The sequence below is a fragment of the Vibrio kasasachensis genome (assembly GCF_050337565.1).
Classification (GTDB): domain Bacteria; phylum Pseudomonadota; class Gammaproteobacteria; order Enterobacterales; family Vibrionaceae; genus Vibrio; species Vibrio kasasachensis.
In genome coordinates this window covers 1-20,666 of sequence record NZ_JAKJTB010000019.1, presented here as the reverse complement: position 1 = coordinate 20,666, position 20,666 = coordinate 1, and the positions used below count along the sequence as shown (strand labels likewise).

Here is a 20,666-nt window from a genome sequence, read left to right as displayed (position 1 = left end):
TATCTAGCTACCACTCACAGTAGGCAAAGCGCCTAGGCAGCAATATTTTATTTCACTAAATTCATCAAAGCCGTGTTTACTCCCTTCACGACCGAGCCCAGATTGTTTCATGCCGCCAAAAGGGATGGGATGACCAGTCATCTTGACGGAATTGACGCTTACCATGCCAAATTCAAGCCCTCTTAAGCATTGCCAAATGTTGTGTATATCGTGCCCGTAAACATAGGCTGCAAGCCCGTATTCAGTATCATTGCTCATCTCAATGACTTGATCTAAATCCTCGTAGGTTAGAACTGCGGCAATTGGGCAGAAATTCTCTTCTCGATAGACTGCCATGTCGGTGGTAACACCGGTTAATAAGGTCGGGGGAAAAAAACTGCCTTCGCTGGGGGTACTAGATTGTGCTGCGATGGTGGCCCCTTTTATCAGTGCATCATTGAGTAACTGTTGAGCTTTTTCGACCGCTTTATGATTGATAAGTGGTCCAACCGTTGTTTCAGGATCTGCACCATTGCCAACCACTTGCTTTTCAACTAGATCACTAAAGTGATGGATAAACTCATCGTAGTGTTCTTTAGGCACAAAAATACGGTTGGCGGCGAGGCAATCTTGCCCTGACGTTTGAAACTTGGCATCAGCGGCGGCGATGGCGGCTTGTTTGATATCCATATCACGCAATACGATAAACGGCGCGTTGCCTCCCAGCTCCATGCTGCATTTCTTTACTGTGTTAGCGGCATCACTAAGCAGTAACTTACCGACAGGTGTCGAGCCCGTGAATGAGAGAGCTTTGACCTTATCTGACTGGCAAAATACATGAGAAACGGTACTGGCTTTGCCTGTTACAACATTGAATACCCCTGCCGGAATACCGGCTCGATCGGCTAATTCAGCGAGGGCAAGGGCCGAAAAAGGGGTTTCACTGGCTGGTTTTATGACGACTGTGCATCCGGCTGCCATTGCTGCTGCGGCTTTGCGGGTGATCATGGCACTGGGGAAGTTCCAAGGCGTGATCAAACCTGCAACCCCAATAGGTTCACGAATCGTCGAAAGCTGAGCATTAGGAATGTGGCTCGGAATGGTTTCACCATAGTTGCGCCTCGCTTCTTCAGCAAACCAGCGAATGAAGGATGCTCCGTATTCCACTTCCCCGAGCGCCTCAGCGAAAGTTTTACCCTGTTCAATAACCATCAAATGAGCCAGATCTTGTTTGGCATTGAGGATCAGTTGATACCAATTAAATAAGTACTCTGAACGTTGGTCAGCTTGCAGCTTCCGCCATGAGTTAAACGCGTGATCGGCTGCATCTACGGCGTCGACAATTTGGCTGGTGGACAACTGGGTAAAATACCCCACTATTTCATCATTGTTGGGGTTAGATACGGGGCTAAATTGACTTCCGCTGACCCATTTTCCATTGATATAGGCTAGGTTTCTTAGCAGCTTTACATCATTAAGCGCTGTCATAATTTCGTGATTTGCTTTTGAATCGTCAATATCAAAGTGTCGGGCTGTATTCATCGATAATCCTCCCATTTAACTCTGAAGAACACTTTGTGAGTTAGGTGTCAGTGTTAACGTTTAGACAGAGTTTTGCGTGGTTTTAGATTGGGTTAACTAAACTTTAGCCGAGCAGGAGGTGGTTTATTTTCTGTAAAGGTTACAAAGAGCAGAAGTTTTTCTGTATTGAAGGATGTTATGTGGCAAATTTTCTGTGTGCTGTGACAGTCAATGCTGGTTCGCTTCAATGTCTTCCATAGCGATAGAGCAGGGTTGTTTGACGGTTTTGGTGACAATGTAAGTGTAATAACGCTCAATACCTACGTCAGAATCAAGCCATTTGTCGATACAGCGTTGATATTGGTCTATGTCTTTACATTGAAATTTAATAATGTAATCGACACCACCACCCGTAGCATAGCATTCGCTTACCTGAGGTGTGCTCTCAATCAGTTGTTCGAAGTGACGAAACGCATGTGCGTTGTGTTGTTTAAGCGATACTTCAACCAGCACTAATGTCTGCTTGTTAAATGCTGCAACGTTTAGTTTTGCGCCGTAACCTTCGATGATACCAGCTTGTTCGAGTTTTTTTACTCTTTCCCAACAAGGGCTGATAGAGAGGTTTATTTTTTCAGCTAATTGAGACTTAGTGATACGACCGTTGTTTTGAAGTATCTGAAGTATTTTGATGTCGTACCGATCTAATTTCATCTAAGACTCCAGTTCTGGTCGAGGTTGTATGAATAAATCTCGGTGAAGATAGCTCAATGCTTGATGAATAAGTGACGAGGAAAATCACACAGTGTTTTTGCTCCGTGGCGTGTGATCACGACGCTTTCTGTTGTTTCCAATCCCCAATCTTCAAACCATAGTCCCGGCATTAAATGAAAAGTCATGCCTTCTTGTAAAATGGTCTGGTCACTGTCACGTAAACTCATGGTTCGCTCTCCCCAATCGGGTGGATAACTTAACCCAATCGGGTAGCCACAACGCGCCCCTTGGCGTGAGAAGCCCGCTTTATCGAGTATGCCATTCATCGTATTGGCTAACTCGGCACAGGTTGTGCCCGGCTGTGCTGTTATAAGTCCAGCTTCCAATGCTTCTGTCAGTGCTTGATCGGCGCGTTTAAATTTATCACTCGGCTCGCCCAAAAAAATGGTACGGGATAGTGGGCAATGGTAGCGTCGATGTGCACCCGCTATTTCAAAAAATGTGCCTTCTCCTTTTCGAAAAGGTCTGTCATCCCATGTTAAATGCGGGGCGGCGGCATCAGAACCGGAAGGCAGAAGAGGTACGATTGCCGAGTAATCGCCGAAGTGATCTTTGTGACCAAGTATTGCTTGCCGATTTAGCTCCGCTACCAAGTAATGCTTGGGGAGCCCCGGTTCAATCATATCGTACGCGACTCTATGCATGTTTTCGACAATGCGCGCTGCGCGATACATGTAGCTCAATTCACGTTCTGATTTTACCGCTCGGCACCAGTTAACAAGACCTGTGGCATCGACCAATGATGCATTCGGTAGACGCTGGGTTAATGATTCGAAGGCGGTGGCACTAAAATAGTAATTGTCTTTTTCAACGCCAATTCGACCTCGATCCCAAAGCTTTGGCTCAAGCACTGTTTCGACTAAATATTCCATAGGGTGTAATGGCGGGTTCATCACGTAGTGGTCAGGGTAGTAAGCAATACTCTCTGCCGACATGTAAACCGTACGATAAGCTCCATTAGCATCTTGGCTACGACCAAACCAGATGGGTTCATCTGTTGTGCCAATCACCACGCATTGAGGTACATAGAAAGACCAGCCATCGTAGCCTGTTAACCATGACATATTCGAAGGGTCATGAATGATTAGCAGGTCAATTTCGTTCTCTTCCATAGACTGACGAACTTTGATCAACCGTTGTTGATATTCGTCTAGATCAAAATGCAAAGCTAAGCTTGTCATTTCCAATCTCCTCTAGAATGCTTTGATGGTACTGGCTGGCACAAGAGAGTGACCATACTCAGCGCATCCGCTATATAAGAAATCAGTCGCTGCTTGGTAGCTTAGCTATGTGGGCTGTGCGAAATGATGCTCGTTGTTTTAGCCTCTAATTTGGTTTTCCTCTTCGATCTTTGAAAAATTGATAGTTGTATGATTTATCAATTCAGCTTGTGCTATAAATTTAAATTTCACAAGTAATTAACAAATATTGATGGGGCAACTTTAGGAGTAAAGATTTAGAAAGGTGGTAAAGAATGAGTCCGTGGAGTGGCGAGCGATATAAAACAAGGCAAAGCGTGGAAGGTTGACCTTGTTCTATTTATGACCATTTGAAAAGACTACAGCATCTGATCGCAAAATCAGCCTATCGCTCGATTTTGTTCACAACGCTGATCAGCCGCTGGCATCCTCAATATACCCAAGAAACTTGAAGATGCAGGTAGGCGGCAAGTAAGAAAGTCCCCTGAGCATAGGTGAACTATGTGATTGGGGCGCACGAACACAGCCAACACCGCTGCAACTTCAAGTATGACGGGTATACATCTGGATTTTTGATTAGCTTAACTATAAATAACAGGCTTAATATCTCGTTGCATATGTAACATACCATCATCCAATTGATTACTTTTTAGGCGACCTGTCGAAGGCTGACACAAATTCACATCGCACTTTTCACAATTAATAAATACTAACGGAGATGTTCTGATTTATCAGAGCAGTCATACACCTGCTGTTGTTGTTTTGGTGGTTAATATTCAAGGAATGAGATAAGACTATGATTCGTTTAAACATGTGTGTGGCTAGTGTCGCACTCGCTCTATCTGGAGCGGCGCTAGCTGTGCCAAGTGCTCCTAGCATTGATATGTATGGCTCCAATAATCTTCAATTTTCAAAAGTAGAGTTAGCTATGGAAACCACTTCTGGGTATGACCAGATGGTGACCTATCATGATTTAGCACCGATTGCTGTGACGTTTAATCAGTGGAGTGGGGCTACAGGAGACACCTACAATATCTATTTTGATGGTGTGCAAGTTGCCACGGGACCGATTTCTGGCAATCAGACAACGGCTAATTTTGGCTACGCTCAGGGCGGTGTGTATCAGATGGTGATTGAGGCCTGTGATGCCACCGGTTGTACTCAAAGTACCGCCGCTGAAATTACGGTTGCAGATACCGATGGTTCACACCTTGCGCCATTGACCATGAATGTTGCTCCCAATAACAACAGTTACACTATGCCCGCCAACACAGTGGTCGGCACTTATTTTGTTGAATGGGGTATTTATGATCGCGCCTTTACTGTAGACAATATCCCTGTCGATAATTTAACCCATATTCTTTATGGTTTTATTCCTATGTGTGGTCTTAATGAAGGCTTAAAGTCAGCAGGAGGAACCGGATACTCTGCACTGCAAAAAGCGTGTCAGGGTATGCAAGACTATGAAGTGGTCGTTCATGATCCGTGGGCGGCATATCAAAAAAGTTTCGCTCAGGCGGGGCATAATGCCAGCACGCCAATTAGAGGTAACTTCGCGATGCTGATGGCGCTTAAGCAGCGCAATCCTGACCTGAAAATTTTGCCATCAGTTGGTGGCTGGACACTGTCTGACCCATTTTATGATTTTACGACCAAAGCCAACCGTGATGTGTTTGTTGCGTCAATGAAACGATTCCTTACTACATGGAAGTTCTTTGATGGCGTGGATATTGACTGGGAATTTCCTGGCGGCGGCGGCACTACAGCCAGCCTTGGTGATCCTGTCAATGATGGACCAGCTTATGTGGCTCTAATGCAAGAACTGCGCGCCATGCTTGATGAACTTGAGCTTCAAACTGGTCGCGTTTATGAGCTGACTTCGGCCATTGGTGTTGGTTACGACAAGTTGGAAGATGTCAACTATGCGCAAGCGGCTCAGCATATGGATTACATATTTGCGATGAGTTACGATTTCTATGGCGGTTGGAGCAATACGCCTGGTCACCATACCGCACTTAACTGTGGTACTTTCATGAGTGCCGGCCAATGTGATGGCACTGGTGTTGATGCGGGTGGCGTACCTTATCAAGGCCCTGCTTATACGGGAGCCAATGCAATTAATCTATTGTTGGCGCAAGGTGTTCCTGCGAACAAATTGGTGCTTGGTGCAGCTATGTATGGTCGTGGATGGGATGGAGTTATGCCTTCATCGCTGAGTGACCCAACCGATCCGATGACAGGTGTCGGAACTGGTATGTTGACCGGTACGACGGCAATCGGTATGTGGGAACCAGGCATCATTGATTATAAAGGCTTGCAAGCCAATATGTTGGGAGACAATAAACAAGGCTTGAACGGCTTTGAATATGGTTACGATGCGCAAGCTGAAGCCGCATATGTGTGGAATCGAGCTACCGGCCAGCTTGTTTCTTTTGATGATGATCGCTCGGTAAAAGCGAAAGGTGCTTACGTTCGCGGCTTAGGTTTAGCAGGATTGTTCTCGTGGGAAATTGACGCCGATAATGGTGATATCTTAAACGCGATGCATGATGGTTTAGCTGGTGGAGCAGGTGGGCCATTCAGCCCAGTAGCGGTTGCCGGTGCAGACCAATCTGTAGTAGGTCCAGTATCTGTGTCTTTAGATGGTAGCGCTTCTTCGGATTCAGATGGCACGATTGTCAGTTATGCATGGTTACAAACGGGTGGTACGGCAGTTACATTAACCAACCCGAATGCAGCTGTTGCCAGCTTTACGGCAGAGCAAGTGGTCCAAACGGAAACCTTAACTTTTCAGCTTACGGTTACCGACAGTGACAACCTAGCGGCAACGGATAGCGTTGTTGTGACGGTTAACGCAGCCTCGGTTGGTCAACCTCCGGTCGCGGTGATTAGCGCACCAACGCAAGTTGCAGCAGGTGATACGGTAGTGATTGACGCTTCGGCATCATCGGATCCGGATCTAGACCCATTGACGTTTGTTTGGGATGTTCCAGCGGGGATTAATGCTACCGTGCAAGGGGCATCTGTGAGTTTTGTCGCCGCTTCTTACTCGGTTGATACGCCATTGAGCTTTAGCGTCACAGTCAGTGATGGCAGCAATACGGCAAGCGCATCAGCGGTGGTGACGGTTTTAGCAGCCAGCAATTCTTGCAGCGATAATTGGGACGCCGGCGCGGTGTATAACACTGGTGATCAAGTTATTTGGGCTGGGGTGACTTGGGAGGCGCAATGGTGGACGACAGGAAACGATCCGACTACAAGTGGAGAGTGGGGAGTATGGCGTGAAGTTCCCTCATCTTGTGCTATCTAAGCCAGAAAGATTGAAAGCTAAGTGGTACACAAATGATAAATTTAGCCTATTGCTTTGTTCTCAAATCAGGAGTTGAGTAAAGAACTACGCGTGATTTTGAGCGAGCAGGGCGAAGATTTCTAACTAAAGAGCTAAGAAAAAACCGAGCGGCAATGCTCGGTTTTTATTCGGTGTTTGTTACTATTTACAATGGGTTATAGCGTTTGATTTAGTTGGTAGTAGCGCCCTTGTTGTGCGACAAGATCATGGTGATTGCCATGCTCAACGATCTTTCCGTTTTCGATCAAACAAACTGCATCCATTTTATTCAGGTTAACGAGTCGGTGTGTAATGAATAGCACCGTTTTGCCTTCGAAATGTTTCTCGAACAACGCCATTATTTGTTGTTCCGTTCGTTTATCTAAGCCTTCAGTTGGTTCGTCTAGCAATAAAATAGGCGCGTTATGTAAAAGCGCGCGAGCGATACCAATTCGGCGCTTTTCACCACCAGAAAGCTGGCGTCCGCCATCACCTAGCCATGCATCCAACCCACTTTTGCTTGAGGTTTCGCCTTCTAGCAGTTTGCTCAAGCCCACTTTGTGCAATGCCAAGCTAATCTCATCATCGTCCGCTTCAGGTTTCGCGAGAATTAAGTTGTCGCGTAGTGTGCCATTTAGTACATCAACTCGCTGGCTTACGACAGTGATGGCTTTACGTAACTGTGATTCGCTCCAGTATTGAATTGGCTTTCCTGCGATTAGAAGCTCACCTTGGTTTACATCCCAGTAGCGAGTCAGTAATTGCAATAAGGTCGATTTACCCGAGCCGGTTTGCCCGACAACTGCGACTCGATTTTTCGCTGGGATAGTCAGGTTAATCGCTTCTACCGCAGGGTTTCTTCCATCAAGGTAAGTAAAGGTGACATTGCGGTATTCAATGCTGTATTGATTGTCGTGTTCGACATTCTGCTCAGGAAAGACCACATCAGGCTCAGCTAAAATTACATCATTCAAACGACGCGCTGAAGTCAGCGTTTTTCCTAAGTGCTGGAACGCGCCGGCGATCGGCATTAGCAGTTCAACACTGGCTAATGTTGCAAAAGCGAATAGGGCAATCATAGGATCAGGCTGCGCTCCGGCTACACCATCTGCCGCAAGCCAAAGCATTAACACTAATGTCCAGCCATTTGTCAGCATTAGCAGCGCTTGAGCTAATCCGGAAAAATGTGCATCGAAGTGTTGGTTTTTTAGCAGTTTTTCTTGTGCGGAATAAATTGCATTACGGTAGCGTTCTTCCGCTCCAAATAAGGTTAGTTCACTATAGCCTTGCAACCAATCAAGAGTGGTAATGCGTAACTCAGCTTTGTTCTGTGTTAATTCACCACCGTTGCGTTTGCCCAATTTGTAAAACAAGATCGGCCAGCATATTAATAGCGTGAGTAAAATTGCACCAAGGGTTAAACCTAAGGTTAGGTCAAACCAACAAAGCAGCGCAGTTAGTGCCGTGATACCTAATATTCCAACCACCATCGGGCTGATAAGACGTAGATAGACATGATCCATTGCGTCGATGTCAGCAATTAAGCGGTTGAGTAGATCAGCATCGCGGAGATTGGAAACTTTGCCCGGCACTAACGGTGCTAATTTCTTGAAAAAGAAAATACGCAGGTCAGTTAATAGTTTGAAAGTGGCGTTGTGACTGACCACACGCTCACCCCAACGCCCGGCAGTTCGACCCATGGCACAACCACGCACGAATGCCCCAGGCAACATGTAGTTGAAGGTTTGGCGTGCAATGGTTAAGCCTGCAACGGCAGCAGCAGATAAGAACCACCCAGATAGTGTCAATAGACCAATGGAGGCGCATAGAGTTAAAAATGCGAGTAGCATGCCCAGTGAAAGACCGAACCAATGTTTCTTATACAGTTTGAGATAAGGGATTAAATCACGCATCTAAACTTCCCTCATTGTGTTGCTGTAGGGCTTGGTTGGCACTAAGCATTTCTTGGAATAAACCCTGCTGATTAGCAAGAGCGGCAAATTCGCCTGTTTGGACGATTCGCCCTTCGTGCATTACGAGTATTTGGTCAACGTTTTGCAAAGGAGCGAGTTGGTGGGTCACAATCAACGCACTCTTCCCATCAATTTGCTTGTTTAAACCTTCAGTGACTAAACGTTCACTGTGAGCATCTAAGCTTGCCGTGGGTTCGTCTAATAACCAGAATTGACCATCTTGCAGCATAGCTCGCGCCAATGCCAAGCGTTGAGCTTGCCCGACAGAAAGCCCGCCAGAGCGATCGGAGATTGGATAATCTAAACCGTGTTGATGAACAAATTCAGCAGCGAATGAACTTTCAAGGACATTGTTGATAGCTTCGTCGCTCACATCTTGCTTACCTAACGTGATGTTCTCTCTAATGGTGCCATGAAGAAGCAGGGGGTTTTGTCCTACCCAACTGATGTTTTTGCGCCAATTAGTGAGATCCAATTCAGCACGTTCAATCCCGTTAATCGTCAATGAACCTTGGTAGGGTAAAAAGCCCAAAATAGCATTCACTAAACTGGTTTTTCCTGCGCCGCTCGGACCAACAAGGGCGGTGGTTTGTTGTGCGGTGATTTCAAACGAAACCGGACCCAACAACTTTTTACCTTCCAAGCTAAACACTTCCAAATTATGAGCACTTACTGTGATCTTGCTGGCATCGGCAATAGGTGTTTTACCGGATTTAACCGCAGTCACATCCGTTTCAAGAAATTCCACAATGCTTTCAGCTGCGCCAACCGCTTGTTGTTTTGCATGGTAGAAAGTGCCTAAATCTCGTAGAGGTTGATAAAACTCAGGGGCAAGGACCAAGACGAACATCCCTGCAAATAGAGTGACGCCAAGCCCGTAATCACCAAAGTTAAGCTCACCAATAAAGGCAAAACCAAAATAAACTGCGGTTAGCGCGATGGAGATCGAGGTGAAAAATTCCAGTACTGCGGAAGAAAGGAAAGCAATACGTAACACATCCATTGTACGAGAGCGAAATACTTCAGATGCTCCTTGCATGAGATCTGTTTCGGCTTTGGTGCGGTCGAACAAGCGGATCGTCGTCATTGACTGCAAGCGGTCATAGAAGTGACCAGAAAGACGCTGCAAAGCTTTAAAGTTCTTTTGCCCTGCATCGGCAGCTTTGATACCGACTAATGCCATGAACAAGGGAACCAGTGGAGCGGTAAGCAGGAAAATTAAGCCTGCCGCCCAGTTTACTGGGAACACAACAACAAGAATGATAAATGGCACGAGCACTGCCAACGACATTTGCGGTAAATATCGGGCAAAGAAATCGTGCATTTCTTCTACTTGTTCAAGTAGTAATGCTGCCCATGTACCTGCGGGCTTACCTTTAATATAAGCAGGACCGAGCTCTCGCAGCTTATCAAAGATGAGCTGACGAATATAAAGACGGATCTGCTCTCCGCAGCGATAGCCAGCAATTTCACGTCCCCATGAGCAGAGTGCGCGGATTGCGACGATGACGGCTAAGCCGGCAAAATGCCCAATCAGCGTGGACTTGTCGACTTGTTCAATGATGAGTTGATGAAGAATTGAAGCGAGCAAAGCTGCTTGCCCCAACAGGAAAATACTTGAAAGGACACCGAGACCAACCGCAACAAGTAACCAGCGCTTCGCCAGTTTACTTTGTTCACGTAGCCACTTATTCAAGCTGCGTTGTTTCTTTTTATCCATTATGAAGGCTTACTGCTGTTATTTTAGTTTTTGAACTGGAGAGTATACAAAAGAAAGCCCCGCGGTAATACCGCAGGGCTTTAGGGATTTAGTGAAAAAATGTGAGTAGACTCAACAGAGCTTTAGATTATGCCTTGTCGCTTAGGCTGTCTAGGTAGCGTTCAGCGTCGAGTGCTGCCATACATCCTGTACCCGCAGAGGTAATAGCTTGACGATAATTGTGGTCCATAACGTCACCTGCTGCAAAAACACCTTCAACACTGGTTTGAGTAGCATTGCCGTCTAAGCCTGACTTCACCACAATGTAGCCATCTTTCATCTCAAGTTGACCTTCAAACATCGCGGTGTTTGGTTGGTGACCAATCGCGATAAATGCGCCCATCACTTCTAGCTCTTCAATTGCATCCGATTTGGTATCTTTCAAGCGCACACCAGTCACACCCATATCGTCGCCGACGACTTCTTCAAGCGTACGGTCGGTATGCAAAGTAATATTACCGTTTTCAACTTTATCCATCAGGCGCTTAATCAGGATTTTTTCCGCACGGAAACCTTCCCGACGGTGGATCAGATGTACTTCTGATGCAATGTTGGATAGGTAAAGCGCTTCCTCAACCGCAGTGTTACCGCCACCAACCACAGCAACTTTCTGGTTACGGTAGAAGAAACCGTCGCAGGTTGCACAGGCTGAAACGCCACGGCCTTTAAATGCTTCTTCCGATTCTAGACCAAGGTACTTAGCTGATGCGCCGGTTGAAATGATTAAGGCGTCGCAGGTGTATTCAGCACTGTCACCCTTGAGTCGGAATGGACGCTGACTAAAATCAACTTGGTTTATATGGTCAAACAACATTTCCGTTTCAAAACGTTCAGCATGTTCTTTCATGCGTTCCATTAGGTTTGGACCAGTAAGACCTTCAGGATCTCCTGGCCAGTTTTCAACTTCTGTTGTTGTGGTTAATTGACCACCTTGCTGCATGCCAGTTACCAGTACAGGCTTCAAGTTAGCACGTGCAGCATAGACCGCGGCTGTATAGCCAGCAGGACCAGAACCAAGAATTAGTAGGTTGCAGTGTTTTACGTTGCTCATTAGCGCTCCATTAGCATTTACCCGAGCGGCGCTTTATGCGCGGTGGGAATCACTGTTTGTTATACCCAAGTAACCTCCAAATTAAGGGTGCTTGGGTATATGAATATGTTCGATTGTAATAGAAATGATGGGGACAGGAAAAGGACATTCAAGCCAGAGTAATTAAATAAATCGCAATAACTTATACCCAAGAAACTTGAAGATTCAGCTATGCGGTAAATAAGAAAGTCTCCTGAGCATAGATGAACTATATGATTGGGGCGCACGAACACAGCCAACACTGATGCAACTTCAAGTGTGACGGGTATAGAACCAGAACTAAGCCCGGTAAAAACATCGCCTATGTGGGGAAGAGTTTTTGTGCGTTAACGTCTGTTATGCGAGTAATCGAGTTTTACTTTTTCAGATATGATCTGAAATCGATTAAAGGTAAGTGCTTAAAAACAGCCTTCATTATTTTACGGTTTAATTTGTTGAATTTAGTGACATTAATCTAACGTGCTAGTGAACTATTCTAGTTTTGTTTAAGCTGAATTGGCTAAATTGAAATCATTCACTACTGATCTTTGTTGTGATGGTTTTATGTTTTAAATTATGATTTTTGATAGATACATGCACTGCTAAGTGTTGATCTAGCCGAATTAATGCGCAAAGGTGTATGTGAATAAAATGTTAACACCAACGGTTGTGCAATTCATTAAGGAGCAGATGATGTTACGTAACCACGACAGCACATTGCAGATCACTCGTCTAAGTGGTGAGGCAATAAGCCAACTATCGCCATCGTTTCAATTGTTACCTCATACCAGCCATGCTGATGGTGAGTATCGTCTTCGACGCTATTCTGTGGTTCGTTATATCAATGATAAGGTTGTTGCGACAGATAAGAATGAGTTTGTTCAATCTGAAGAGATTAACCACTTTCAAGGTGACATCATCCGCCAATTTGAATCGTTACTTGATGCAACGCTAACAAGTGACGGAATGCGTGAAATGTGCCGACTGTTTGTTGAAAGTAACGATTTGCCGAATGGTCAGGAAATTGAAATTCATCAGATTCGCATCTCAGCGATATTTGATGAGACACAAGTTGCTCCAGAAGGTGTGCACCAAGATGGTTTTGATCATATTGCGTTGATTGGCATTGGTCGTCATAACATCGTTGGTGGTGAGATCATGCTGTACAGCGATAGTCATGAGGCCCCATTCTTCTGTAAAGTGTTGGAAAATGGCGAGGTGGCGTTGTTAGCTGACAAACATCTGTGGCATAACGCCTGCCCAATTCGTACAGTTGACAATGCGCAAGGCGGGCACATGGATCTATTTGTACTCACTGCAAAGGAGGGGATTGATGAACTTCACTCCTGATAAAGTACGGGCGCAGTTTGGTGCACTACACCAATGCCACAACGATCTACCGGTTACCTTTTTTGATGGCCCGGGAGGCTCGCAAGTTCCATCATCAGTGCTAGAAGAAATGACAAGCTACCTTGGGCATTTCAATGCGAACTTAGGTGGTGCTTATTTTTCTAGCCAAATCACCATGAAATTGATGTCTGATGCACGCATGACTTCTCAAGCTCTGCTGAATTCGCCGAGTGCCGATTCAATCGTATTTGGCGCGAACATGACGACATTAACATTTTCCCTAAGTCGTGCTATTAGCCGCTCTTGGCAGGAAGGGGACGAAGTTATAGTCACGGCGTTAGATCATTACGCCAACGTGAGCAGTTGGCAGCAAGCCGCTGCAGATAAATCAGTTTTGGTGAGAGAAGCGCGGGTTAAACCGGAAGATTGCAGCCTTGATATTGAGCACCTTTTGTCGCTTATTAACCCGAAAACTCGCTTAGTTGCACTGACATTAGCCTCGAATACTTCGGGTTCAATTGTGGATATTTCCCCTGTGGTCAAAGCCGCAAAGCAGGTAGGTGCTCAGGTTTATGTCGATGCAGTACATTATGCTCCTCATCATTTGATCGACGTGCAGCAATTAGAGTGTGATTTTTTAGTCTGTTCCGCCTATAAGTTCTTTGGTCCTCATATTGGTATTGCTTACATCGCGCCCAAATGGTTGCACGCCGTTCAGCCCTATAAAGTGGAGCCCGCCCCCGATCTCGGCCCAGGACGATTTGAAACAGGTACGCAAAGCTTTGAAGCAATAGCTGGGCTTATTGCTGCGATTGATTACTTGGCGCAATGGGGGGATTCAAACAAAAGCTTGCGTCAAAGATTGCAACAAAGCTTTGCGATTTATAATCAATATGAGACCGAATTGAGCAAGTACTTTTTACAGCGACTATGGGCACTGAAAGGCGTGACGTTGATCGGAAGAAATGTCGCAAGTAGTGAACAAAGAACACCGACCTTTGCGTTGACGTTTGATAAGCATTCACCCCAAGATGTTGCGATAGCACTGAGCGAGCAAAACCTTTGTTTGTGGAGTGGTCATTTTTACGCACTGGGAATTATGCGGCAACTTGGTTTAGAGCAAAGCGGTGGTGTGCTGCGCATTGGTATGATGCATTACAACACGGTTGAAGAAATTGACCGACTATTCGATGCGTTGACCATGCTGCTAGAGAGTTAATGTAGTAAGTGATGAAGATAAACCGAAGCCACCGGAAGGTGGTTTTTGTTTATCTGATGACTCAGTTTCCCCCCCAAAACGTGATAGTTGGTATTACATAACTAAGATAAAAACGGTGAATTTTTCATTTCATTTTTAACTGGTTATACACACATGCTTTGCGGTTTGGCACATTGATTCATGCTATACAGAAAAAGTCTGCATTTTGGGATGCATACTGAAAGTGGCAGCCCGTAACTCACTGTTAATTTTAATTAAAACGAGGTAGGGTTAACGCCATTAAGATATTAGATAGAATAATATTAAATTTAAATACAGAATTTTTCTGTCTAATAAGCTGTTATGTTCTATTGGAGTTTTTATGCTGAGAGTCAAACTAACAAGAGATAGTGTATGTATGGGAGATGACTGCGATGCTCCTCACTTCTTAAAATTAGAATTGCCAGAGACCTCAACTATTCAAACTTTAGTTGATGCTATTGATGCTCGCTCTTACCTGGCGAAAGTGGCTGGTTTCGATCATCAATGGATACTCTTAGCTAACAATGAAGAAGCCGCTCGTTTGAAAGGCAATGACCTTGAAGTCCCAGAAAAAGGAGCAGTAAGTCTATCTTCTCTTGCTTTAAACGGGGTGCTCAAGGTTCATTTCAAATATTCAAGCTCACGAACATAACAAAGCGTTCAAGACGGATTCGCAACGCGTGGCATTTTCGGTTTGATTCAGCTTAAGTGTTTACGGCACAATGGTTTAAGTAAGGTGGTATGCGTTGCTCACCACTTAACGCGGCGTTATACAAATTCGCTCAGTTTCATACCCTGACGTTCAATATGGTATACTGGCGGCATTAACTCTACTGGTTGCATTATATGAAAAAGCCTCGTTTGTTTATTGGTTCATCTTCAGAAAGCTATGATATTGCAAGCGCATGCAATGCCTGCCTTGATAGAAAGGTTGAAGTGACAATTTGGGACAAAATATTTAATTCGGGTGGCGATACACTTACTTCCCTAACTAAAAAATCAAAAAATGTCGACTTTGCTCTTTTTATATTTCGTCCTGAAGACTTAACAGTAATGAGAGACAATCCTAAGCCAACTGTCCGAGATAATGTGATATTTGAATTAGGTCTTTTCATTGGAGCGCTAGGGAAAGATCGTTGCTTTATTTTGAAACCGCGTGATGAAAAGCTACATATGCCTACCGATTTATTGGGCGTCAACGTCAATGACTATGACCCAAACCGCAGTGATGGCGACCTCGAATCTGCGGTAAATGCAGCTTGTACTAGGTTTTTGAAGCAAATAAATGAATTGGGTAGTTTTCACAGTAAATCAAAAGACGACTTGCATCAGCCTGTGGGTTCTAAACATTCACCAAAACATGTTGTTTCAGAATCAATGTTAGTGATACTCGGTAACTTGCTTTCGACAGCTACTGATAATGATCTTATAACTTCATTTAATTTATCTAATGGTTTACAACCATACAAACTAAATCTTGCGCTAATTAAACTTGAGCGAATGCGTTTGATTGAAAGAGCCCTTGATTCAGATTTCAATGGTAATGAGTGGTATGGGTATAAATTAACTCAAGATGGCATTGACTATGTATTAGACAATGAAGAACAAGTTGATGTAGCGATGCACCCTAAGCCTCCTCAGCAATTTATATCTGTACCAGGCCTTGAATTAGAAGATGATATCCCGTTCTAAATTCGTATAACAAAGCATTTAAGAGTGATTCCTTACGCTTGCCGGTTCGCTTCGCTCACAGTATGGCAAGCGTGCGTCACACCTTAATGCGGCGTTAGGCTTTAGGAGAAAATGTGAAATTTTATCTGTGGTTAATTGTTTTAGGCATTTTAGGTTTATTGGTCTTGTCTATACTACCGTTTCTAAGTATACCTGTTTTAGAGACTAACACTTCTTTTATTGGTGCTTATGGTTCATACCTTTCTGGTACCGCTGGTCCTTTGATATCTGCATTGGCTTTTGTAGCACTATTGAAAACACTGCACCTACAGCAGAAGCAGTTGCAACAACAGTCAATTGATTCAGAGCAAAGGTCATTACTAATCATCCTAGAAAAAACTGAAGCAGATCTGGATAAGTGCCTTAATCGTCACAACATCACTTTTGAGTTCGAAGGGAATAATTACGGATACAGTGAAATATTACGTTTAGAGTTCTTCGGTGCGTTTTACGAAAATCATGTCCCTAAAAAAGACGAGAAAGCAAAAGGTGAAAAGCAATGGCAAACATTGATGGGGCAGGAGTTAATGCAGTCGGCTGATCTGCATTTACTACGCTTAGCCGCAGTTGTAAGGCGTTATGATATTTTGAGCGGCGATAACATTATGTTTCTATATTATCGAGGTAAGTATGCGACGTTATTAGACAGGCTAAATCAGTTAGGTTATCTGTATGATAAGAATCAAAGGTATTGGTTAGAACAAGCCTAACAAAGCATTTAAGACGGATTCCCAACGCATGGCGTTTTCGGCTTACTTCAGTTTAAGTGTTTATGTCACAATGGGTTAGGCTTGGTGGTAGGCGTTGCTCACCACTTAATGCGGCGTTATGTTGAAGGAGGAAAAATGGAAGTTCTTAATCAACTTTACCCATCAGATAGTCAGATGGATAGACTGAAATCTTCACCTGATTCTGGTGAAATTCATTTGCTGAACCTGTTCAAATTTCGAGAAAAAGCGGAATATGCAGATGGTCGGGAATCAACTTTAACGGGTAGGGAAGCATACGATTTGTATGGTCACCCGATGGCAAAGATTCTTGAGAAATACGGTGCAAAAGTGGTTTTCTATTCGGAAATTACGGGGCTAATTCTAGGTCAGGTTGAAGACATCTGGGATTCATTTGTAATCGTTAGGTATCCATCACGACAAGCTCTCCTTGAAATGACGTCATCGGAAGAATTCAAGGCTCTAGGCGTTCATCGAGAGGCAGGTTTGGCAGGACAGTTAAACATAGAAACGAAGGCGCCTTAAGTTACAACATAACAAAGCGTTTAAGACGGACTCCCAACGCATGGCGTTTTCGGGTCAGTTTAGTTTAAGTGTCTATGTCACAAAGGGTTAAGTATGGTGGTTAGCGTTGCTCGCCACTTAACGCGGCGTTAGGCAATATCAGGAATTATGCAGTTATGGAATGGAAAAAATTAGTGGAATTGGAAGATGAGAATTTGTGGCGGGGAACTGTATTTAGATTTCCTGCTACTTATCCATTCGAACCTGTTGTCGATTTTATGCTGTTTTTAGACTCAGCTTCCGAAAGTGGTTTTTCTCTTGTTTGCACCACCGGTTATAAAAGTGGTCACCATGAAGGCGGGCTGCCATTAGAGGCACGAGCGAAAGGAAAAGTTCAAGCCATTAGCAAGACCTGGCTTATTGAAAATTGGACTAATTGGGTTTATCCCGAGACATCAGTGACTGAAGTGCAAGTATCAGAAGGCTATACGCAGGAAATTGGAACTATTGCCTAACAAAGCATTTAAGACGGATTCTCAACGCTTGGCAATTTCAGTTTAGGTCTGCTTTAGTGCTGAATGTGGCAAGGTTTAAGGTTGGGTGGTCGCGTTGCTCACCACTTAATGCGGCGTTATGCCGCGTTGGTCTACACTTCACTTTAACAGAGGAGTGTACCATGCAAGAGCTAGACGAGATCGTTTCTACATTGGGAGATTATGCGAAAGCGTACTGTGCCAAAGATATAGATGCATTGATGTTAGTATTTGATTCTAGTGATGATATTTCTGTTATTGGCACTGGTGAAGATGAATTGTGTTCCGGTACTAAGTCAGTAAAGGCGCTATTTCTTAGAAATTTCGCAGAAGCAACCGCAACTAAGTTTGTGTGGGGCTGGTCGGATATTGTAATTTCCGACGGTTATGCAGTTGTTTCACAGTGCTTAACCATTCATTTAAATACTGGAAGTGGCGCAATTAGCGTACCTATTCGTTGGAGTGTGGTTTTAAAGAAAATAGAACGTTGGGTTTGGGTTCATAGACATGCGTCTATAGCGTCAGACTCACAGGCGAAAGGACGGGCTTACCCAAGTCCCTCAGAAAAACGCGCATAACAAAGCGTTTAAGACGGATTCCCAACGCATGGCGTTTTCGGCTTACTTTGGTTTAAGTGTTTATGTCACAATGGGTTAGGTAGGGTGGTTGGCGTTGCTCACCACTTAACGCGGCGTTATAACCACGGGATAAAATGGAGTATTTATGATAGCAAGGGAATGGAAGGCTACATGCCCAAAAGAATATGAAAAGGGCTTTATTGCTTACCTGTATGAAACAGGTATTAAAGATACGTCGGGAACAGCTGGCTTTCTTGGAGCACAAATTTTTAATCGAGATTTAGGTGATAATGCTGAAATTACGCTACTGACGTATTGGAAAGATCTTGAGTGTATCAAGGCATTTTCGGGTGAGGATATAGGTATTGCCAAGTTGTATCCAGAAGATGAGAAATATAAATTAAATCCAGACCATCATGTTAATCACTATGAAGTCCACGAAAATATGTGGTTATAACAAAGCGTTTAAGACGGACTCCCAACGCATGGTGTTTTCGGGGCACTTTATTTTAAGTGTTTATGTCACAATGGTTTAGGCTGGGTGGTAGCGTTGCTCGCCACTTAACGCGGCGTTATACGAATCTAGTAAATTTGGTGAAAAAGTTATGTATCAATGGACTCAATTTAAAGAAGAGTTTGAAGTTGATGGTAGCTTAAGGGATGTTTACATTGAGGACATCAACTTAGCTAAATGGGATCAGTTTCTTGATTTCATCAAACTATCAAAGTATGAAATTGCGTTTAGGCATGGTGGAAATTTGCAGAGTCTTCCCGACACTTTTTCCTCAATCAAAAACTTACAAGATGCCGAGCCGACGATTTTGTCGATTAAGCTAAATGCTAATTTTTGTCTCAATTGCCACTTCTTTATAGAAACCGAAATTGAATTAGATTTATCGCCTCGTGATGTAAGTAGTGAGGCGGACTTTGAGGTTTTACTAGAGTTTTTAGAAAAATTGTCTTCGTCTTTGGCTTGTAGAGTTGCTCTCACACCAGAAGATACACCAGAACAAGCGATACTGAGCTATGGGGATCAATTCGTATAACAAAGCGTTTAAGACGGATTCCCAACGCTCGGCATTTTCAGTTTGGTTCAGCTTTAGTGTTTACGGCACAATAGTTTTAGGTAGGGTGGTAGCGTTGCTCACCACTTAACGCGGCGTTATGTGTAAAAGGATTTCGAGGTATGAATCAAGAAAAATTAGTGGATGTTTATATTCCAGCTCTAGTTGCCTTGTTAACCAGAGCAGAGGAAATTGCAAAGCGGCCTCTTTCAGAAACTGAAGTTTTGAGAATAAGAGATAAAGCAACAAAAGTAAGCCAGCCTCTATCTGGCATGCCTGCATTTCTAAAGCAGCGTGGCTATCATGACATCTATGCCCCAGAAGCCTGGGAAGAATGGAAGCTCTACAGAGATGGTAAATTAGATTTATCCATTGGTGACGACGAAAACACATAACAAAGCGTTTAAGACAGATTCGCAACGCTCGGCGATTTTGGTTTCAGCTAAGTGTTGTGTTTACGGTGCAATGGTTTAGGTAAAGTGGCTAGCGTTGCTCACTACTTAACGCGGCGTTAGGCTAAAAGGAGTTATATGAAAATTTTGATTTTGTTGAGTCTATCGATAATTGCTGTGCCAGCGATTGCCGATCAAAGTGTTAACCTGAAAAGTCGATACATCGAAAACTACGCTAAGGAAGTTATGCCAACAATGCGCATTCGCATGAAAGAGCGCATGCCTGATTTAGAGCCTGATCTTCTCAACTTTATTTTGGAGACAACTACGAAAAAAATGGCAAACTGTGCGTATGATTCATTGGAACATTATCCAGATACATATCGGAAATTGTCAATTTCTTCAATAGCTAGCGGTGTAACCCTTCAAGATAGTACCTCTAAGGTTGAAGCATTGATGTTGGAAGATATTGGCTCAGGAGTAATAACTCAGCAGAAAGTTAACTCGATAGTTGAGCTCGCACATGCAAAAATTAAAAGCTGCATGAAAGCCTAACAATAAATTTAAGAGTGATTCACAACGCTTGGCGCCGTTACTTCAAGTAAGTTTAGTGTTTATGGCACAATGCTTTAGGCAAGGTGTCAGCGTTGTTCACATATATGGTCTCCCCCAGTTTTGCAAGTCAGCAGTATGATTAAAAGCGCAGGTTAACTACCATATATACGGCCTGTTTTAGCGGCTTTTGCCTTGGCCAAGATGAGGCAGTCGAACACGAAGTCCTAATCACCTTATCGACTTTAAAAGCCAGTGTGAGCAGAAGGTTTTCAACGTGTAGGATTTATCCTGTTATTCATCTCACTACGTACTTTGCAAAGGGTTGGTGATGTATGTTGTTTTATGTTGGTTGATACTCTTCGTTTTTGGTTATGACAGCCCAAGCGATCCGC

At 44.0% G+C, this 20,666-nt stretch carries 19 protein-coding genes; 13 read left to right on the top strand and 6 right to left on the bottom strand.

Going from position 1 to position 20,666, the window contains the following annotated elements; all coding sequences use genetic code 11:
* Positions 1–3: 3 nt before the first annotated feature.
* The 3 genes from L4C38_RS15720 to L4C38_RS15710 form a co-directional block, all read right to left on the bottom strand.
* Positions 4–1,521: an NAD-dependent succinate-semialdehyde dehydrogenase gene (locus L4C38_RS15720; RefSeq protein WP_428798503.1), complete on the bottom strand. Its 1,518-nt coding sequence runs from the start codon at positions 1,519–1,521 to the stop codon at positions 4–6.
* Positions 1,522–1,728: 207 nt separating this feature from the next.
* Positions 1,729–2,211, bottom strand: coding sequence for an Lrp/AsnC family transcriptional regulator (locus tag L4C38_RS15715; protein ID WP_428798502.1), 483 nt, complete (start codon positions 2,209–2,211; stop codon positions 1,729–1,731).
* Between the two features lie 53 nt (positions 2,212–2,264).
* On the bottom strand, positions 2,265–3,452 hold the full coding sequence (locus L4C38_RS15710; RefSeq protein WP_428798501.1) for a M24 family metallopeptidase: 1,188 nt from the start codon (positions 3,450–3,452) through the stop codon (positions 2,265–2,267).
* An 814-nt stretch (positions 3,453–4,266) separates the two neighbouring features.
* Here L4C38_RS15710 and L4C38_RS15705 point away from each other — a divergent pair.
* On the top strand, positions 4,267–6,780 hold the full coding sequence (locus tag L4C38_RS15705; RefSeq protein WP_428798500.1) for a glycosyl hydrolase family 18 protein: 2,514 nt from the start codon (positions 4,267–4,269) through the stop codon (positions 6,778–6,780).
* Between the two features lie 194 nt (positions 6,781–6,974).
* On the opposite strand, the gene cydC is transcribed toward L4C38_RS15705, so the two are convergent.
* From cydC to trxB, 3 genes are all read right to left on the bottom strand, one after another.
* A complete protein-coding gene (gene cydC, locus L4C38_RS15700) occupies positions 6,975–8,711 on the bottom strand; it encodes a heme ABC transporter ATP-binding protein/permease CydC (protein ID WP_428798499.1) in 1,737 nt (578 codons plus the stop codon).
* Positions 8,704–10,491 (bottom strand): heme ABC transporter permease/ATP-binding protein CydD, encoded by a 1,788-nt coding sequence (gene cydD, locus L4C38_RS15695; RefSeq protein ID WP_428798498.1) that lies wholly within the window; start codon positions 10,489–10,491, stop codon positions 8,704–8,706. The genes cydC and cydD overlap by 8 nt, the downstream gene beginning before the upstream one ends.
* A gap of 127 nt (positions 10,492–10,618) precedes the next feature.
* Entirely contained in the window at positions 10,619–11,581 is a 963-nt protein-coding gene (trxB, locus tag L4C38_RS15690) for a thioredoxin-disulfide reductase (RefSeq protein ID WP_428798497.1), read from the bottom strand.
* 711 nt (positions 11,582–12,292) lie between these two features.
* Here trxB and L4C38_RS15685 point away from each other — a divergent pair.
* The 12 genes from L4C38_RS15685 to L4C38_RS15630 all read left to right on the top strand — a co-directional run bounded on the left by L4C38_RS15685 (position 12,293) and on the right by L4C38_RS15630 (position 20,274).
* Positions 12,293–12,949 (top strand): 2OG-Fe dioxygenase family protein, encoded by a 657-nt coding sequence (locus L4C38_RS15685; RefSeq protein WP_428798609.1) that lies wholly within the window; start codon positions 12,293–12,295, stop codon positions 12,947–12,949.
* The gene (locus L4C38_RS15680; protein ID WP_428798496.1) at positions 12,933–14,168 is read left to right on the top strand and encodes a cysteine desulfurase-like protein; all 1,236 of its coding nucleotides are present in this window, start codon (positions 12,933–12,935) and stop codon (positions 14,166–14,168) included. The genes L4C38_RS15685 and L4C38_RS15680 overlap by 17 nt, the downstream gene beginning before the upstream one ends.
* Positions 14,169–14,529: 361 nt before the next feature.
* Positions 14,530–14,841, top strand: a complete 312-nt coding sequence (locus L4C38_RS15675; protein WP_276423016.1) for a hypothetical protein — start codon at positions 14,530–14,532, stop codon at positions 14,839–14,841.
* 194 nt (positions 14,842–15,035) lie between these two features.
* Positions 15,036–15,881 carry a TIR domain-containing protein gene (locus L4C38_RS15670; protein ID WP_428798495.1) on the top strand — a complete coding sequence of 282 codons (846 nt, stop codon included), beginning with the start codon at positions 15,036–15,038 and terminating at the stop codon, positions 15,879–15,881.
* A gap of 113 nt (positions 15,882–15,994) precedes the next feature.
* Complete coding sequence (locus tag L4C38_RS15665; RefSeq protein ID WP_428798494.1) at positions 15,995–16,630, top strand: hypothetical protein; 636 nt, start codon at positions 15,995–15,997, stop codon at positions 16,628–16,630.
* 135 nt (positions 16,631–16,765) lie between these two features.
* Entirely contained in the window at positions 16,766–17,173 is a 408-nt protein-coding gene (locus L4C38_RS15660; protein ID WP_428798493.1) for a DUF1330 domain-containing protein, read from the top strand.
* Positions 17,174–17,328: 155 nt separating this feature from the next.
* Positions 17,329–17,667 carry an Imm45 family immunity protein gene (gene imm45 / locus L4C38_RS15655; RefSeq protein WP_069447731.1) on the top strand — a complete coding sequence of 113 codons (339 nt, stop codon included), beginning with the start codon at positions 17,329–17,331 and terminating at the stop codon, positions 17,665–17,667.
* A 161-nt stretch (positions 17,668–17,828) separates the two neighbouring features.
* The gene (locus tag L4C38_RS15650; protein WP_428798492.1) at positions 17,829–18,263 is read left to right on the top strand and encodes a nuclear transport factor 2 family protein; all 435 of its coding nucleotides are present in this window, start codon (positions 17,829–17,831) and stop codon (positions 18,261–18,263) included.
* A gap of 145 nt (positions 18,264–18,408) precedes the next feature.
* On the top strand, positions 18,409–18,720 hold the full coding sequence (locus tag L4C38_RS15645; protein ID WP_428798491.1) for an antibiotic biosynthesis monooxygenase family protein: 312 nt from the start codon (positions 18,409–18,411) through the stop codon (positions 18,718–18,720).
* Positions 18,721–18,868: 148 nt separating this feature from the next.
* Positions 18,869–19,309, top strand: coding sequence for a hypothetical protein (locus L4C38_RS15640; protein WP_428798490.1), 441 nt, complete (start codon positions 18,869–18,871; stop codon positions 19,307–19,309).
* A gap of 140 nt (positions 19,310–19,449) precedes the next feature.
* The gene (locus tag L4C38_RS15635; RefSeq protein ID WP_428798489.1) at positions 19,450–19,722 is read left to right on the top strand and encodes a hypothetical protein; all 273 of its coding nucleotides are present in this window, start codon (positions 19,450–19,452) and stop codon (positions 19,720–19,722) included.
* Between the two features lie 135 nt (positions 19,723–19,857).
* Positions 19,858–20,274, top strand: a complete 417-nt coding sequence (locus tag L4C38_RS15630) for a hypothetical protein (protein WP_428798488.1) — start codon at positions 19,858–19,860, stop codon at positions 20,272–20,274.
* The last annotated feature ends 392 nt before the right edge of the window (positions 20,275–20,666 follow it).